This window comes from Biostraticola tofi, assembly GCF_004343195.1.
In the GTDB taxonomy this organism is placed as follows: Bacteria; Pseudomonadota; Gammaproteobacteria; order Enterobacterales; family Enterobacteriaceae; genus Biostraticola; species Biostraticola tofi.
In genome coordinates this window covers 253,302-270,347 of sequence record NZ_SMCR01000003.1, presented here as the reverse complement: position 1 = coordinate 270,347, position 17,046 = coordinate 253,302, and the positions used below count along the sequence as shown (strand labels likewise).

Here is a 17,046-nt window from a genome sequence, read left to right as displayed (position 1 = left end):
CACAAGGCATCGGCAGCCGCCGATGCCGGCAGTTAAAAAGGGTGGCTTACCAGATTGGTTGTTGATCCTGCAAAAACGGATTGGTTCGACGTTCATCACCCAGGGTAGACATCGGGCCATGCCCCGGCAGAAAAGCAATCTCGTCTCCCAAAGGCAGCAGTTTGGTTTTTATCGATTCAATCAGCTGCCTGCTATTGCCGCCAGGCAAGTCTGTACGCCCCACTCCGCCCCGAAAAAGCACATCGCCCATCAGGATAAAGTCCGCAGCCCGATTATAAAACACCACATGCCCAGGACTGTGGCCCGGACAATGCAGCACCGAGAAGCGCTGTTCGCCCAACGTGACCTCATCACCTTCCTGTAGCCAACGATCAGGTGTTAACGGCGGGCATTCGGCCAGACCGAACATTCGGCTCTGATCAGGCAGCCCTGTAAGCAGAAAATCGTCATCATGATGAGGGCCAATAATGGCAACATCATAATGGGCGGCCAACTCGGCGGCTGCGCCCACGTGATCCAGATGACCATGGGTGAGCAAGATTTTGTCTATTTTTGCATCCGCGCCGTTCGCCGCGACTGCACGCTTGATTTTTTCAGCATCGCCGCCTGGATCGACCAGCGCCGCTGCCCCGGTTTTATCACACCATATAAGGGAGCAGTTCTGACTGAATGCGGTAACCGGAATAATGTCGACTTTCATAGCACTTCCTGAATCTCGTTAATCGCCTGCGGCTAATAATGGCGAAAAACGGGCATATTTACCAGGTTCTTACCGGGCCGGTATCAATATGCACAAAGTTACTGCTGGGATAATAGCCTACTCCGCCCATGCGCATCTTCATGGCCGCCTTACGTACATTGCTGAGCTGAACGCCATCGATATGGAAATCCATGGCCTTGCCAAGGGTATGGTAGCTGTGTTTGGCTACACCTGAGCTTCTGGCACGCAATTTATTATTCGTTCCCAATGAACGATAGCCCGAGATGAGCTGCACCGGCTTGCTGGTTTCCAGCATTATTTGCAGCCGATATATATGTTCAAACAGCTGGGGATCGATGGCGGTAATTTTGTTTGCCCGGTAATCGCGGAAAAAGTGATTCAGCTTCTTTAACTCTGATTTATTATATGCCGTACCATTGAAAAACTCCGTTTTCAACGTTTCGCCGGTATTCAGGTTATTAAGCTGGAGTACCCTGGGACGGGGGGTAGATAATGTCGCAAAAGAACTACCGGGGATGAGGGAAAGCCCCAGGGCAGCGCCGCCAAGCGCTATCAACTTACGGCGATGATGATTTATATGATCCATGGGCAAGATAACCAATCGACAATAGGGAACGGAAAATGCACAAAAGCGCGCCGACTCGAACCATAACCGCGCCAGCAGGTATCGTCAACCCGTCAAATCCCAAGGTTTGCAAAACATCACAAATTGGTCTATAGGACAAACGCCATCCTACAGACCAACTAATTCCCGCCCATCAGTAGGTTATTGGAGTAGCCGTTGCGCTTGTGGCAAGCCTTCAGCCCCTTTTTTCACGGTTGAATCATAATTGTAAATATCTGTGCGGAACTGCGGTTTGCCGTCATCAGCTACCCAGGCGGTTAGATAGAACAGGTTAACCGGGATTCGGTGGCGGATAGGGACAAAGGTAGTGTTCCCTTCTTTAAGCACCCCGCTGATGCGAGCATTACCCCAGCCCGCGTCCTGAAGCAGCATATTGGCCAGATCGGCGGCTTTATTGACTCTTACGCAGCCTGAGCTTAATGCACGCATGTCATTGTTAAACAGATTATGGTTAGGGGTGTCGTGCAAGTAGATCGCGTCCGAGCTTGGCATGTTGAATTTATAACGACCCAGGGCACTTTTAGGTCCCGGCGCCTGTCGCAGGCGATAAGGAAAATGCGCTGGCGACACCATATTCCAATTGATGCTGTAAGGGTCTATGACCTGTGCGTCATTGCTCCACCCGGACAATACGGTGAAATCATTGCGCACCAGATAACTCGGATCGCGCATCGCTTTAGGGACGATGTCATTTCGCACCAGAGAGGTAGGCACATTCCAAGGTGGGTTGAGCACCACATTACTCAAGGCGCTGCGCATCAGCGGCGTTTTTCGGCTGGGACGGCCGACGATGACTTTTGATGACAATATTTCGTTGCCCTCATGGTAATAAACCAGAGAGTAATTGGGAATATTTACCAATATGCCGGTATTGCCCTGATTATTGAGTAGTCGCAGCCGCTGAATATTTAGCGCCAGCAGAGTGACGCGCGTCTGTGGCGGAACATTGAGCCAGTTACGGGTCTGCCGGCCGATAATGCCGTCTGCGCCCAGGCCTTGCCAGGTCTGAAACCGTTTGACCGCCTCCACCAGCTCGGCGGTATACACCTTATCTTGCACATCGACCGTGGCCACCACTACCGGATCAGCAGTTGACGCCGAAGGCGTCAGGGAATCTGCCGCCGGCCCCACCATCACTGACTGCTGGGATTCAGTGACCGGAGGTGGCGTGCGCGGATCGGCTGGAACGCTGTCAGCGGTCGGTAATGGCGTTGGCGTCTGGCCATTAAGCATGCCGCTGCGCTTGAGGATTTCGCGCAAGGCAGGGATATCGTCACTGAGCTGACCCGGGCGAAGACTCTCCTTGCCGTTAAGCTGGGGCCAGGGTGTGATATCGGTCAGCATGGTTTTAAGCGCCTGATGCATCTTGGCGTATTGCGGGTGCTGGGGCTCCAGTAATCTGATGAAAGCCGCCAGATTGCCGCCGTCGACCGCCTGCTGCCAGCGCTGAATATCAATCACCGGCGGGGATGACAATTTATAGGAGCGATCGCCATACAACCACTGCTCGCCACGCTGCCCTACCCCTGTGACAAACTGGAGATAGCCCATCATGGCGTCGGATAAAATGATGTCCCGGCCCATGGCACTGACATCAGGGCGGGTCAGCCACTGCGTCCAGGCCAAAAACTGAGGCTGTACCCCGGAAAGAGACACTTCAGCTATCTGCTGCTGAAAATGCCTGACCGCTTCGCGGTCGGGCCACATCGGGGCATTATTGCGAACGGCATACAGGGTGGCCAGTTCGTTGAGATAGTGGGGCGAAATACCGGCCGGCAGTTCACGGGCAATCATTTCACGGCTGTGTTTAACTGCGGCGGCGGCAGGTACGGCAGTAGCACCGGCTGCAGGATCCGAGGGACTCTGAGCGAGCGGATCTGCCGACGGCATAGTTCGAATTACCGGATTCTCTTGCGAGGGAATATAGCCCGGGTCCAGATCGTCCACGCTGTCGCTCACCGGCGCGTCGGCGGCATAAGCCGGAGCCAACCCGGCAATCAACAGGCAACTGATGAACATTCGGCGCCATAGTGATTTATTGTGTCGTAACATCCCTTGTCCCCTGTATGCAGTGCTGAACATTATCATCTCTTTGTTATTATATTGTTTATTAGTATATAGGCAGAAAGCTGTTTATGTGTAAATTCGTTCAGCTTACAGGTTTACTGAATGCAGCATACCCTTATTGAGGGGGCCAAATATCACCAGCAATGAATGTGAGCAGCAAATAAGCGAAAGGGATTGCAATAAAAGCAGGATAAAAAGCCGCCGCCAGGCAAACTGTCAGGGAGTCTATACAGTTCACTATCGGCGACGGCTTGCACTCAAGCCCGGCAGCCAGGACGGTTTCAGCTCAGTATATGCTCCTCGGTCGCGGTTCTGGCGGGCGCAGTATCACCGCCAAATCCTCTGAGGCCGACCACATGCACATGCTCCTGATTATTGAATACCTTACGCACCAGCTTATAGGTGGTGCCCTTTTCAGGACTGATATTTTCCGGGGCAGCGATGATCAACTGCATGCCCAGCCTATCGCAGAGTTCAAACAGCGTGGCAATGGACTTGGCATCCAGCCGTGCCGCCTCATCCAGGAACAGCAGTCGGCAGGGAGAAATGTCTTTGCCGCGTAACCGACTGGATTCGTCTTCCCAACTCTGAACCACCATCACCAGAATCGACATGCCGGTACCGATCGCTTCGCCGGTAGACAGCGCGCCGCTTTCCGCACGCAGCCAGCCATCAGCGCCGCGATTGACCTCGACTTCCATTTCCAGGTAATTACGGTAATCCAGCAGCTCTTCGCCGATGGTCTGCGGGGTGCGCTGGCCCATATCTATCTGCGGGTTAAGGCGCTGATAAAGTTTGGCCAGCGCTTCGGAGAACGTCAGCCTGTTGCTGCTGAACAGATCCTGATGCTGTTCCTGCTGTTCGCTCAGCACATCCAGCAGGGTGGCATGCGCTTCACGCACGTTGACATTGAGCCGTACGCTTTTGACCTGGCCAAAGCTCACCGCCTGCAGTCCTTGATTAAGCATACGGATACGGTTCTGCTCACGCTGGATAGTTTTGCGTATGATATTGGCCACGCTTTTCGAACTTATTGCCAGTTTCTGTTCACGGGCGGTCAGCTCTTCGGTCAAGCGGCTGAGCTCAATTTCCATCTGTTCAATGGCTTCCACCGGGTCATCGGTGCGAATGATATCCTGACGGATACGCTCGCGCAGATGCTGGTAAACCGCAATAAAGAACTGGATCTTGCGTTCCGGACGCTTGGGATCTTCCGACAAGCGCAGCACATCACGCAGATGCTCATTGTCAGCCACCGCCAGGCGCAGCGCACCCAGTGCCTTATCCGACATTGAACGCAGGTCATCGCCATCCATATAGGCCAGCTCACGGCGATGCAACCGCCGTTCAACCCCGCTCTCTTTGACCAGGCGTAATACCGCGCACCAGCCGGTTTTGGCCACGACCACCTGTTCGCGTACCTGATGGTAATCGCGTTCTAGCCTGCGCAGTTTTTTCTGCAGGCTGTCCATTTCCGTTTCACAGAACGTTAGCTGTTTTTCCAGCTGATTCCGACGACTACGGTTCTGGCTCAGGGCGGCATGCAGCTGATCCCGACGCTCGCGTGCGCGGGCTTCGGCATTGGCATCGGCCTGTACCCCGATATCCTGCAGCTCCTGGGTCAGCTCTTTTAGCATGTCGCGTTTAGCGTCATAGGCGCTTTTGAGTGACGCCAGCACCTGGTTGTACTGGGTGAGCTGAGCCTGATGCTGACGTAAAGCGTCGCGCGCCCGGCTGCGCTCGCCTTCTGCCTGTTCAAGCCGCAGGCGCAGCTTATCGTTCAAATCGGAATTTTCCGTCAGCATACCGGCAGAGTCCGAATAGCTGAAGTGGGCGCGCCGCTGCACCACTTCGGTCAGGGCAAACGCCTGCTGCTTGGTCTGGCTCTGGATCTGCTGAGCCTGACGGTAATCCGCCTGCAACTGCTCATGCTGCTCCGGATCGCTCTGCAATACTTCCACCAACGGTTCGAGCTGCGCCAGCGCACTGCGGTGCTGCTGCAGATAGCGCGTGGCTTCCTGCGCCTCTTCCCAGTCGGCCTGTACCGTTTCCAGCCGGTCGATAAGGGTTTCATCCAGCAGCACGCTGATACGCGGAATTAGCCGGTTCAGCAGTCCCAAGCCTTCGCGCGCCAGATCGTACTGCTGGCGCTGTTGCTGGTTCTGGTTCTGGTGATCATTGAGGGAACGTTCCAGCTCGCTGCGTCTGGCCGCATAGCTGCGCATTTCAGCTTCAGGGTCATCCTCAAAGGCTACCGCCAGGTGGCTGCCGATAAAGCGGCTGAATGCCTGATGGAGACGCTGGATTTTCTGGACATCAAACGACAGCGTTGCGTAACGCTCTGCCAGCACTTCGCGCTCGCTTTCCAGGCTTTCAAGACGGTTTTCACGAGCGGCCCGGCCAAACAGCGGCACGGCGGGAAAACGCGAATAACGCCACTGGCGATCCGCCACTTTGACCAGAACCGCATTTTCCAGCTCTTCAATGCCGAAGACATTGTCATCGAAGGACTGCGGATCCCCTTCAATCAGATAAAGGTCATCCGGGCATTCTTCCAGGCCTTCGAGCTGCGCACGGACGAGAGAGAGATCCGGTACCACAATCGCGTGACGTGACGGACCATACAGCGCGGAGAAGTACGGAGCATCATCAAAAGTCACATCGTCATAAATCTCAGAAAGCAGCACGCCGCCAAAACGTTCAGCCAGGGTGATGAGTCTGGCGTCTTCCGTGCCGCCTGGCTGGCTCAGACGCTCTATCTGAGCATCGATCTGCCTTTTGGCGGCGGCGATTTCGTCCCGCTCAACGGTATACTCCCGCTCGCGTTCAAGCAGTTGCTGCATCGTTTCGGTGACTTGGCGGCTGTCGTCCAGGCTTTCACCACTTTGTTCGCTCAGGTTGGCCAGCGCATCCTGCGCCGCCAGCCAGGCCGGAGCCCGCTGGGTAAGCACCTGGATGCGCTGCAGTATCTGATCGAGTTCCTGGCGCATCGACAGGCGACGCTCACCGGCCTCCGACACCGATACCGAAAGGGTTTCTACCCGGGCTTCCAGCTCCTGCTGTGCGGCTTCAAGGTCTTCCGGCTGATAGTCGACGCCAACGCGTTTACAGAATTCCGCCATCAGCCGCTGAGCGTCTTGCTGCTCGCGCAGACGCTGTTCCAGTTCATTGAGCTGGCTACGTAATGCCTGCAGTCGGCTGGACTGGTGCTGCTGGGAAGAGGCGTCTCGAATCAGATCGCGCGCGGTTTGCCAGGCTTCGCTGCGACTTACCGCACCGGCGATACCGACCACCAGCCGGTAGGCATTCTCAAACTGATTGCGTGCCGCTTCGGCCACGCTGAGCTTCTGCTGAAGACGCAGCAGATTGTCGGTCGCTTCCTGCTCCCTTGCCTGATAGCTTTCCAGCAGCTCATCGGCGCCTTCAAGCGTCAAGCCGGGATTACCGCACAGGGAACGGGCTCGCTCAAGCGCCTGCAGCGCTTGCTGGTACTGGATGGCACGGGTCTGCTGCACGTCCAGAGCCTGCTGGTAATCTGCCAATTGGCTTTTGAGTTCATCCACCTCAAGCTCAGCCGCCTCGGCGCGGGCATCGTTTTCCTGATGCTGCTCGCTGGCCTCGGCCACCACATCGTTCTGCTCTTCCAGACGGTAGGTCAGCTCTTCCAGGTCGTCCTGGTAGCGGCCGATTTTTTCCTGCTGGCGCATGGCGGTCTGCACCAGGTTGAGATGGTCGCTGGCGGCCTGGTAGTCGGTTTCGAGATCGGATTCGCCGCCGCTGGTTTCCGCAAGTTCGCGGGCCATTTCCACATGGCGGTACTGCTCGGTCGCCAGCTGTTTGCGGCTACCGAACAGGTCGCGGCGCATGGCGATGGTATCATCCAGGTGAAGACGGCGCTCATTGGCGTGGCGCATGTAATCCGCAGCGACATAAGACGTCGCTTCCGAAATCAGATGCTTGAACAAATCACGGTCGGACTGGGTTATCCGAATGGCTTCAAGCGTCATGCGGTTTTCGCGCAGCGCCGCTTCCATATCCTGGAATGCTTTGCGCACGCCACTGTTTTCCGGCAGCAGGTAATCTCGCAGGGACCGGGTAATGGCGCTGGAGATCCCGCCATACAATGAGGCTTCAATCAGACGATAATATTTGCTGCGATCGGAGGCCGAACGCAGACGCCGGGGAATAACGCCCAGATCAAACATCTGGGCATGATAATCGGTAATCGAATTGAACTGCCTGAACTGAACGCCTTCGTGACTTTCAACCCGATCCTTGAGTTCGGCCAGGGTGAGTACCCGCACTTGGCGATCGCCCAGCATTTCAGTCAGCAATTCGGTCGGCTGAATCGCAACAGGTAAACCCTGTACCATAAACGGCTTGATATCGACCTTGCGATCGCGCCCAGCGATCTGCTGCAGCCTGACGCCAACCAGCACCCGCTGATGGCGCGAGTTGACCACATCCAGGGCGGCGTAGCACACGCCGGCGCGAAGTTTGCCATGCAGACCTTTATCGCGCGACCCGCTGGTTGCGCCCGCTTCAGTCGTATTTCTGAAATGCAGCAGCGTCAGATCCGGTATCAGAGCGGTGATAAATGCTGCCATGGTGGTCGATTTACCCGCGCCATTGCCGCCGGATAAGGTTGTCACCAATTCATCAAGATCAAAAGTCCGGGCAAAGAACCCATTCCAGTTGACCAGCGTCAGTGAGCGAAATTTGCCGCGTTCAATCATGCCTGTTCTCCTGCGGTATCCGGTGCATCGCCGCTTTGGCTGTCATTCTCGTCGTTTTCATCCTGATCGTCCCCCAGGGACAGGGTTTGCTCTACCGGCATCGCTTCACCGTCCCGAATCATGCGCAGTTGGGCTTCCCGCGGATCGTCGCCGCTGCGTACATCGGCACCGAAGCGGAACACCGCTTCAGTAATGCGGAATTTTGACGAATCACTGCCCATAAACCATACCATGCCGAGACGGCGCAGTCGGTTGAGCGAGGTTCGCACTTTTTCCTGCAGCTTTTGCTTGTCCAGATCGGAACCGGTCGAGCGCTGGTTGACCAGCTTGAGCAATTTGTTTTCATCGGCCAGGGTCAGCAGTTCATCATATAATTCCTGCTGGCTGAATATCCCTTCGTGGGCCAGACGCTCCGGGCTCAGGTAGAGATAACAGAGGATTTTACCGACCATCATATCCAGCGCCGACAGCACCGACCGAGCTATAAGGGTGGTAGACCGTGGCCGTAAATAGAAAAACCCTTCCGGGGCCCGCACCAGCTCAACGTTATAGCGGCGGTAGAACCCTTCTATCTCCTCCTGAAAATCCATCAGGAAGGCATGATTGTCCAGCTCCTCGATGCCGATATGCCTGCCGGAGCGCAACTGGCTGTCCAGGGCGGGGAACAGCGGGTTTGATAAAGCGATCGCCAGTTTTACCGGCATGGTTTCTTCAATATTTATCGATGACATGGGCCTGTACCTTAGCGCCGAAATCGTTAATCGGTTGCCATTGGGGCGTTAATCCTGAGAAATCTGACTCGGCTACGCCCAGGCGCACCGCCTGGTCTATCAGGATACGGGCCAGATCAAAGTGACGAGCCCGGGGATAGCTTGCCAGGTAGTCGCGCATCACCTGGCCGAGGTCCAGCGGCAGTTGCTGTTCTTTATAAACCGTCAGCGCCTCTTCAATCAGCGCAGCCAGCTGCTCACGTATTTCATTGAACTCTTCATATTCCATATCCGGCGGCAGTTCACCGGTCACTTCATCATTACGCAGCGCCAGTTCCTCGTCGCGCATGTCGAGCAGACGCTCGGCATTGGCAAACGTCAGTGCCCAGGGATGGTCAAAATAGTTCTGTACCGACTGCCTGAGTCGCTGACCGAACACCCGGTTTTTATCCATATCGATGGCAGTGCGGATGAAACGGTGGACATGCCGATCGTAACCGATCCATAAATCAATCGCCTGCTGGCCCCAACTGATAATACGGTCCAGCTTGTTTTGCAGATCCAGTACCAGCTTATCGACAAACGCCAATTGCTCGTGGCCCAGGGTAGCATCCTGGATACGCAGCAGATTGGCCTGCAGCTTATCCCCGGCCGCCTCAAGGGTATCCTGCAGTTCTCGCAGGGTGCCGGACGTTTCGGACAACAGCAGTTCACAGTTGGAAATAGCCGCGCGCCAGTCCTGATTCAGCAACGCAGCGATATCCTGTTTAACCGACTGCTGCTGTTCATCCATCACCCGTTGGGTCATATCAATGCTGTCGAATATTTCGGCCACCGAGTATTTCAGCGGCGCATAGACATGGCGATGCCAGTGAAGATCATCCCCATGCTCTTCGGCTGCCTCGGCCGAGCGCTGCAGTTCCTGGGCAACGATGGACAGCTGCACCGATAAGCGCAGCGTTGAAAATTCCCGCTGGCGGATATAGTAATCGGTAATACCGATCGCCAGCGGCGTTAGCCGATAAATGGCGTTGCCATCGGCAAGTTCACTGGTGAACCGATTCAATAACCGCTGGCGGACCAGATCATTGATCGCGTTATTGGCGCGGACGGTCACCGTTTCATGCGTTTGCTCAAAGCTGTGGCTGACGTATCGGAAGGCATCAATCAGTTCGCCCTCGCTCATCTCCCCATCCATCCGTTCGCTGTTAAGCGTGGCAATGGCCAATAAAAACGCCAGGCGCTCGATAGGCAGTGACAAGGAGAAATCATTTTTCCGCGCCCAGGCGACCAGTTCGGGGACAGTCTGGGAAAATTCACTCATAATTCGTCCTTCAGGGTGGGTTTATGCGCCATTACATGGATATAGCGCCCCATGCTTATATACGGCTCCTGCCTACAATAACGCTGTTCCATGGCCAGCAATGCGTCAAACTCGTCCTGCTGCTGTTGCTTGTTTTGCAGGTAATCATGGAAAACCCGTACACCGCTTTGGCCGCTGATGGTCATGCCCAGTTCCGCCAACCAGCCGTAGACTTGCTGCGGATCACAGGGATGGTCGGGCATCAGCGATCGTTTTTTTCGCTTCGGCATGCCTTTTTCGACAAAGGCGATATTGCCCAGCAGCATGTTGCGCATCACCAGGCCGTGCTTATTGTAAAACATCAGCGACAGTGCGCCCTCCGGCGCCAGGCATTCATACAGTCCTTGCAGTATGTCGCGCGGTTGAGCGACCCACTCCAGCACCGCATGGAATAATATCAGGTCGACCGGTTTTTCCAAATGTGAACTGATGTCCTGGACGGCGCTATGAACACATTTGATCTGTGCGTCCACCCCTTGCGATAACGCCGCCGAACGCGCACGTTCGATCATCGCCGCTGACAAATCGCACAACACCACCTGGTGGCCCAACTTCGCCAACTGTATAGCCATGCGCCCCTCACCGCCGCCGGCGTCGAGAATATACAGCGGGCGGTCAGGCAACCGGGTCAGCAGCGCCTGCAAATCTTGCCAGACCACCGCCTGACGAATCAGTCCTTTAGTGGTGCCATAAATATTGCGCGCAAATTTTTCGGCGATGTCGTCAAAATTGCGATCGTGCATAATCTGTCACTCCAGCACGGCGGTTTGGAAAAGGGGCTTTTCCCATCGACCTGCCGAGGTTGACTATTTTGTCACAGGCTGGAGTAGAATGTCTCGATAAGGCGCCTTAACCCGGCTGGTTGACTATATTTCACTCGATTGGAGCGCATCTCGATGCTTTTTACCGTAAGAAAAATCATCGGAGGCCTGCTGTTACCCCTGCCGCTGTTGATCCTGATGATAGGCGCCGGGCTGGCGCTGCTGTGGCTTAGTCGCTGGCAGAAAACCGCTAAGGGATTGATATTTACCGGCTGGATACTGCTGTTGCTGCTCAGTCTACAGCCTGTAGCCGATAAATTATTATTACCGCTTGAAAATCACTATCCCACCTGGCAGCGCACTGGCCAGCCGGTTACGTGGATTGTGGTTTTGGGCGGCGGCTACACATACAATCCACAATGGGCGCCTGGCTCTAATCTTATCAGCAACAGCCTGCCGCGGGTGGTTGAGGGTATCAGGATCTATCGGCAGAATCCCGGCGCAAAGCTGGTCTTTACCGGCGGCGCGGCCGGCAACAATCCGGTCAGCAGTGCCCAGACCGCGTCAGAGGTCGCCGTCAGTCTCGGGGTGCCGCTAAAAGATATTGTGGTGCTGGACCGGCCAAAGGATACGCGGCAGGAAGCGGCGGCTGTGGCGGGGCTGGTGGGTAAAGATCCGCTGTTGCTGGTGACTTCAGCTAATCATCTGCCGCGGGCAATGCGTTTTTTCCACCAGGCGGGATTAGCGCCGATAGCCGCGCCGGCCAATCAGTTAGCCATCACCAGCCCGCTTAATAGCTGGGAAAAAATCATCCCTTCGCCTTATTGGTTAGGTCATTCGGAACGGGCATGGTATGAAACGCTGGGACGCGCTTGGCAGAGCCTGACCGGTGAAGCGCTTACCAACGAGCAGGTAAAACGGTAACCGACGAGCAGGTAAAACGGTAACCGACGAGTCCCTGTTCTCTGCCGAAACCGCTTGCGGGTTATTCAAGCCAGGGCAGCAGTTCCCGTCCGCCCATGTCGAACACCGGGCGATCCAGTTGCCCGGTATGGATATAGCGGGCAGCGGCTTCCCATAGGGCGTAAAGCCAGCGGCGATACAGGAAACCATCGGATAGCTCAATCTTGCTCAAGTAATGGTACAGCAGGTCCTGGGCCATCCCGTCTTCACTCAGCCGATACAAATCATATTCACGCGGCGCCCACAGCATGGTGCCGGGATTGAGCATCGCCAGCAGTTGGTCGCTGCGTTCATCCTTGAGCATGCTGCGCAGTGAAAGATTGCCGTGTACCAGCACGTTGGCGTCATGGTAGCCGTTAAACAACTGTTCCAAACTCTGGCGCGTACGGAACAGCAGCGTACGATCGGCCAGCGTCAGCAGTGGGGCCGATACTTTCAGCAGTGTTGACCAGATGACTTCGATGCGCTGGGCATACCAGTTGGGCCAGTTGTTTTCCTGGGTGCTGTCAACCGTACCCACATAGCCGTGGCTGTCGATCCGATGCCAGGCCAGGATCCCCTCGACGATATGATCTTTCAGCATCGACCAACGCTGGGGAGTGCGGGTGGGCGCCTCTACCGAAACGCCGCGCAGCCGTTCCATCAGGAGCAGTTCTTTATAAGGCTGCTGTTGGGTGACGACTAAGCCATAGACCGTCGGAACCCTGATCTCGCCTTCACGGGCCAGCATGGAGAGCTTATAAGCTTCCTGCTGGGCAATGCCATGACAGACATAGCCTTTAGCCAGTAACGACAGGGCGTTTCCTTCGTTGTCATACATGGCATAGAGGTGAGCATAAGGTTGTTCACTAATGCGTTCAAGACGGCTCAGGGACTCACCCAATACGGCACTTAATTCAGCTTTTAACTGGTCCACGATGGATATGGCCTTTCATATGAATAGGAGAACGGCGTCAGCGGTTGATGGCAAGCGAGATCATGATGCGGGCTATACAGCGAAAAAACTTCATTTCAGATCAAGTTTTGGCAGGAAATACCGGGCGCAGACATCGCGCCCGGCGTTTTTCAGTCTCGCTGGCCGGCAAGCATCAGCTCACGCACGCGCTCGAGCTCCTCAGGGGTATCCACACCAATGCCGGGCACCTCATGGGCTACCGCGACGTGTATTTTTTCGCCGTACCACAGTACCCTGAGCTGCTCGAGAATTTCGATCTGTTCAAGCTTACTGGGCTGCCACTGTACATAACCGCGGATAAAACCGGCCCGATAGGCATAAATACCAATATGACGCAGGAAGCTGTCGCCAATCTCAGCACGGGACTGGGCAAAACGCTCGCGATCCCAGGGAATGGCGGCGCGCGAAAAATAGAGCGCATAGCCGCGGCTGTCCATCACCACTTTCACCGCATTGGGGTTGAACGCCTCCTCCGCGGTCAGGATTGGCACGGCGAGCGTCGCCATACCGGCTTCACAGCTGGCCAGATTGTTCGCCACCTGACGCACAATGACCGGCGGTATCAGCGGTTCGTCGCCTTGCACATTGACGACGATCTGATGGTCCGAAAACCGATAGCGCTCGATGACCTCCGCTAGGCGTTCAGTCCCTGAATGATGATCGGCCCGGGTCAGGCAGGCTTCGCCGCCGGCGCGGGTCACCGCGTCGAACACCCCCTGATGGTCGGTAGCGACAATGACCCGGTCGGCGCCTGACTCAATGGCCCGTTCCATGACGTGCACCACCATCGGCTTGCCGTTGATGTCCGCCAGCGGTTTGCCCGGCAGACGGCTCGAGGCGTAGCGGGCTGGAATAATGGCGATAAAACTCATTAATTAGTCTCATCCAGGGTAACGGAGCGGGCTTCACTCTCCAATAGCACCGGAATGCCATCCCGCACCGGATAAGCCAGCGCATCAGATTTGCAGATAAGTTCCTGCTTCTCTTTATTAAAATAAAGCTTACCGTTACAAACCGGACAAGCCACAATTTCCAATAACCGATGGTCCATGTTTCCTCCAGACAGACACACTTGCACAGTGCGTTAATGGCTACGAGAATAGCATATTGCGACTGAGGGGGGGAGTTAACTGGCGATGATAGCCGCCGGCTTTTAACATCGCCGGCTTAATCTGTCCGCATTCAAGCGAATGTTATTGATATGTTGTTTTCAGGGGAGTAGTATTTTTGTGACATGAGTCACATTTTATTAATATAAGACATACCTGCCATGAAAACATTACACAAAATAATTGCTTTGTTCGCTAATTACAGCCGCTAAGCAAAACACATCGTATCGAACGGCCCTTCCCTGACGGATGGGCCGTTTTTTTATAGCCGATGCTTGCCTTTATGATGTTCAATGGCCTGTTCAATCGGTGCCAGCAATCGCTGGGTTGCCGCTTCCGGCATACGGGCGTCAACCGGCAGATACCACCAGTCGGCAGATGCAAAAGAGCGACATTTAACCGCGTCTTTTTCGGTCATCAGTAGCGTTTGCCCTGGAACGGTCAACCTGGAAAGCTGGTTTGCCTCATAAGGCTGATGATCGGCAAAAGCGACTTCTCCGACCACCTGTACGCCCAATTCTCTGAGGGTAGCAAAAAAGCGAGGCGGATGGCCGATACCGGCCATGGCTACCACGCGAGACAGGCTGGTCACCGGCTTACGCTCACCGGTGACCAGGTTAACCGCCGGTCCAGGCGTCAGTTGCATCGGCACTTCGCCCGCCTGAGGCTGACCGCCATTGACGATGACGGCATCGACGCTTGCCAGGCGTCCGGCACGCTCGCGCATCGGGCCGGCCGGAAGCCACCAGCCATTGCCAAAGCGCCGCACGCCGTCAATCACCACCCACTCGATATCACGTCCCAGCGCATAATGCTGTAATCCATCATCAGTGATAATCACATCCAGCTGGTGGCATTCAAGTAAAGCGGCAACTGCAGCGGCGCGCACCGGCGCTACCGCTACCGGTGCGCCGGTGCGCTGAAAAATCAGCACCGGTTCATCACCCGCCGCCGAGGTAGAGGTGTTTTTTTCCAGTACCAGTGGATAGTGAGTCGCTTTGCCGCCATAACCACGCGATACCACCCCCACCCGCCAGCCACGCTGTTGCAGATGCTCAACCAGCCACAGCACAACCGGCGTTTTACCATTGCCTCCCGCGGTCAGATTGCCGACCACCACCACCGGCAGGTTGAAATACGCCACCCGCCGCCAGCCCAGGCGGTAGCTCAGCTTTATCAACCCGGTAACGGCTCCATAAATCCAGGCCAGCGGCAAGAGCAGCCGATACCCGCCAGACCCGCCGAACCAGAGACGCTCAATCATTGGCCGAACTGCAGACGGTGAAGCTGGGCATAGGCGCCGCCCTGTGCCAAAAGCTCGGCATGGGTGCCGCGTTCCACAATGCGACCGTCTTCCACTACCAGAATTTCATCGGCTTTTTCGATGGTCGATAACCGGTGAGCGATCACCAGCGAAGTCCGGTTTTTCTGCAGTTCATCCAGCGCTTTCTGGATGGCGCGTTCCGACTCGGTGTCCAGCGCTGAGGTCGCTTCATCCAGAATCAGGATCGGCGAATCACGTAATAACGCACGGGCGATAGCGATACGCTGACGCTGCCCGCCGGAAAGCAGCACACCATTCTCACCGATCATGGTATCGAGACCATTGTCCATTTTTTCTATAAAGTCCATGGCATAAGCCATACGTGCAGCCCGCTCGATTTCTTCCCGGCTGTACTGATCAATTCTGGCATAGGCAATGTTATTGGCAATGGTGTCATTGAAAAGATGGACATTTTGCGAGACCACCGCCACCTGGTTACGCAGGGATTGCAGGGTATACTCGCGCAGGTCGTGGCCATCCAGTAAAATGTGTCCTTGCTGAATGTCGTAGAAACGGGTGAACAGGTTGGCGATGGTGGACTTGCCGGAACCCGATCGGCCGACCAGGGCCACCGTTTTACCCGCAGGAATACGCATGGAAATATTTTTAAGCGCCGGGGTTTCTTTGCCCGGATAATAAAAGGTGACGTCCTGCAGCTGAATGTTGCCTTCGGCACGCTCGATAACGCGCGTCCCCTCATCCTTTTCTTTTTCCATATCCAGGATGGTAAACAGCGTCTGGCAGGCCGCCATACCGCGCTGGAACTGGGCATTCACGTTAGTCAGAGATTTTAGTGGCCGCATCAGTGCGATCATCGATGAAAACACCACCGTGATGGTGCCGGCGGTCAGGTTTTCCATCACGCTTGGAAAACTGGCGGCATACAGTACAAATGCCAGAGCCAGTGAGGCGATGAACTGAATCAGCGGATCAGAAACCGACGAGGCTGATACCATTTTCATGCCCTGTTGGCGCATGCGGTTGCTGACCTGATTGAAGCGTTTGTTTTCCACTTCCTGGCCACCAAAAATAAGCACCTCTTTATGGCCTTTGAGCATTTGTTCTGCGCTAGTGGTGACTTGGCCCATGGTGTTCTGCATGTTTTTACTGATATTTCGAAAACGTTTCGAAATAACCCGGATAGCTACCGAGACGATTGGCGCAATCACCAGCAGGATCAGTGAAAGCTGCCAGCTGTAGTAAAACATCATGATGAACAGGCCAATAATCGAGGCCCCTTCCCGCACCACGGTAATCAGCGCGCTCGAGGAGGAGGAGGCTACCTGCTCCGAGTCGTAAGTGATACGTGATAAAAGCGTGCCGGTGGACTGCTGGTCGAAGAACGAAACCGGCATGCCCATCATATGGCCGAATAACCGACGGCGCATCTGCATCACCACTTTGCCTGATACCCAGGAAACGCAGTAGCTGGAAACAAAACTGGTAATACCGCGGATAACCATCAGGCCGATGACCGCCAGCGGCATCCAGACCAGGATTTGGCTGTTGGATTTGCCAAAGCCTTCATCAAGCAATGGCTTGAGCAATGACAGCATAAACGTATCGCTGGCGGCATTGATTATAAGAGCGATCGCCGCAGCAATCAGGCCAGCTTTAAAAGGGGAGATCATCGGCCATAGGCGACGAAAGGTCTGCCAGGTGGAGAGATCTTTATCATTGAGCATTCAATTAACCAGCGCTTAGTCCTAAAT

The 17,046-nt window shown here is 55.3% G+C and carries 13 protein-coding genes; 1 reads left to right on the top strand and 12 read right to left on the bottom strand.

The window, feature by feature from the left end:
- Positions 1-46: 46 nt before the first annotated feature.
- The 7 genes from EDC52_RS08585 to cmoM form a co-directional block, all read right to left on the bottom strand.
- On the bottom strand, positions 47-700 hold the full coding sequence (locus EDC52_RS08585) for an MBL fold metallo-hydrolase (protein WP_131864917.1): 654 nt from the start codon (positions 698-700) through the stop codon (positions 47-49).
- 58 nt (positions 701-758) lie between these two features.
- Positions 759-1,307, bottom strand: a complete 549-nt coding sequence (locus tag EDC52_RS08580) for a YcbK family protein (RefSeq protein ID WP_131864916.1) — start codon at positions 1,305-1,307, stop codon at positions 759-761.
- A gap of 180 nt (positions 1,308-1,487) precedes the next feature.
- Positions 1,488-3,398: a L,D-transpeptidase gene (gene ldtD, locus EDC52_RS08575; RefSeq protein WP_165911678.1), complete on the bottom strand. Its 1,911-nt coding sequence runs from the start codon at positions 3,396-3,398 to the stop codon at positions 1,488-1,490.
- A gap of 296 nt (positions 3,399-3,694) precedes the next feature.
- Positions 3,695-8,149 (bottom strand): chromosome partition protein MukB, encoded by a 4,455-nt coding sequence (gene mukB / locus EDC52_RS08570; RefSeq protein ID WP_131864915.1) that lies wholly within the window; start codon positions 8,147-8,149, stop codon positions 3,695-3,697.
- Positions 8,146-8,880 (bottom strand): chromosome partition protein MukE, encoded by a 735-nt coding sequence (mukE, locus tag EDC52_RS08565; protein ID WP_131864914.1) that lies wholly within the window; start codon positions 8,878-8,880, stop codon positions 8,146-8,148. Before mukE ends, mukB begins: the two co-directional genes overlap by 4 nt.
- A complete protein-coding gene (gene mukF / locus EDC52_RS08560; protein ID WP_131864913.1) occupies positions 8,861-10,183 on the bottom strand; it encodes a chromosome partition protein MukF in 1,323 nt (440 codons plus the stop codon). The genes mukE and mukF overlap by 20 nt, the downstream gene beginning before the upstream one ends.
- A complete protein-coding gene (cmoM, locus tag EDC52_RS08555) occupies positions 10,180-10,965 on the bottom strand; it encodes a tRNA uridine 5-oxyacetic acid(34) methyltransferase CmoM (protein WP_131864912.1) in 786 nt (261 codons plus the stop codon). Before cmoM ends, mukF begins: the two co-directional genes overlap by 4 nt.
- Positions 10,966-11,118: 153 nt before the next feature.
- Between cmoM and elyC the strand changes: the two genes are divergently transcribed.
- The gene (gene elyC, locus EDC52_RS08550) at positions 11,119-11,907 is read left to right on the top strand and encodes an envelope biogenesis factor ElyC (protein ID WP_131864911.1); all 789 of its coding nucleotides are present in this window, start codon (positions 11,119-11,121) and stop codon (positions 11,905-11,907) included.
- 61 nt (positions 11,908-11,968) lie between these two features.
- Here elyC and EDC52_RS08545 read toward each other — a convergent pair whose 3' ends face one another.
- From EDC52_RS08545 to msbA, 5 genes are all read right to left on the bottom strand, one after another.
- A complete protein-coding gene (locus EDC52_RS08545; RefSeq protein ID WP_131864910.1) occupies positions 11,969-12,862 on the bottom strand; it encodes a YcbJ family phosphotransferase in 894 nt (297 codons plus the stop codon).
- 149 nt (positions 12,863-13,011) lie between these two features.
- Positions 13,012-13,773, bottom strand: a complete 762-nt coding sequence (gene kdsB / locus EDC52_RS08540; RefSeq protein WP_131864909.1) for a 3-deoxy-manno-octulosonate cytidylyltransferase — start codon at positions 13,771-13,773, stop codon at positions 13,012-13,014.
- Positions 13,773-13,952: a Trm112 family protein gene (locus EDC52_RS08535; RefSeq protein ID WP_131864908.1), complete on the bottom strand. Its 180-nt coding sequence runs from the start codon at positions 13,950-13,952 to the stop codon at positions 13,773-13,775. The genes kdsB and EDC52_RS08535 overlap by 1 nt, the downstream gene beginning before the upstream one ends.
- Positions 13,953-14,272: 320 nt before the next feature.
- Positions 14,273-15,274, bottom strand: coding sequence for a tetraacyldisaccharide 4'-kinase (lpxK, locus tag EDC52_RS08530; RefSeq protein WP_131864907.1), 1,002 nt, complete (start codon positions 15,272-15,274; stop codon positions 14,273-14,275).
- Positions 15,271-17,019 (bottom strand): lipid A ABC transporter ATP-binding protein/permease MsbA, encoded by a 1,749-nt coding sequence (gene msbA, locus EDC52_RS08525; protein WP_131864906.1) that lies wholly within the window; start codon positions 17,017-17,019, stop codon positions 15,271-15,273. The genes lpxK and msbA overlap by 4 nt, the downstream gene beginning before the upstream one ends.
- Positions 17,020-17,046: the final 27 nt, after the last annotated feature.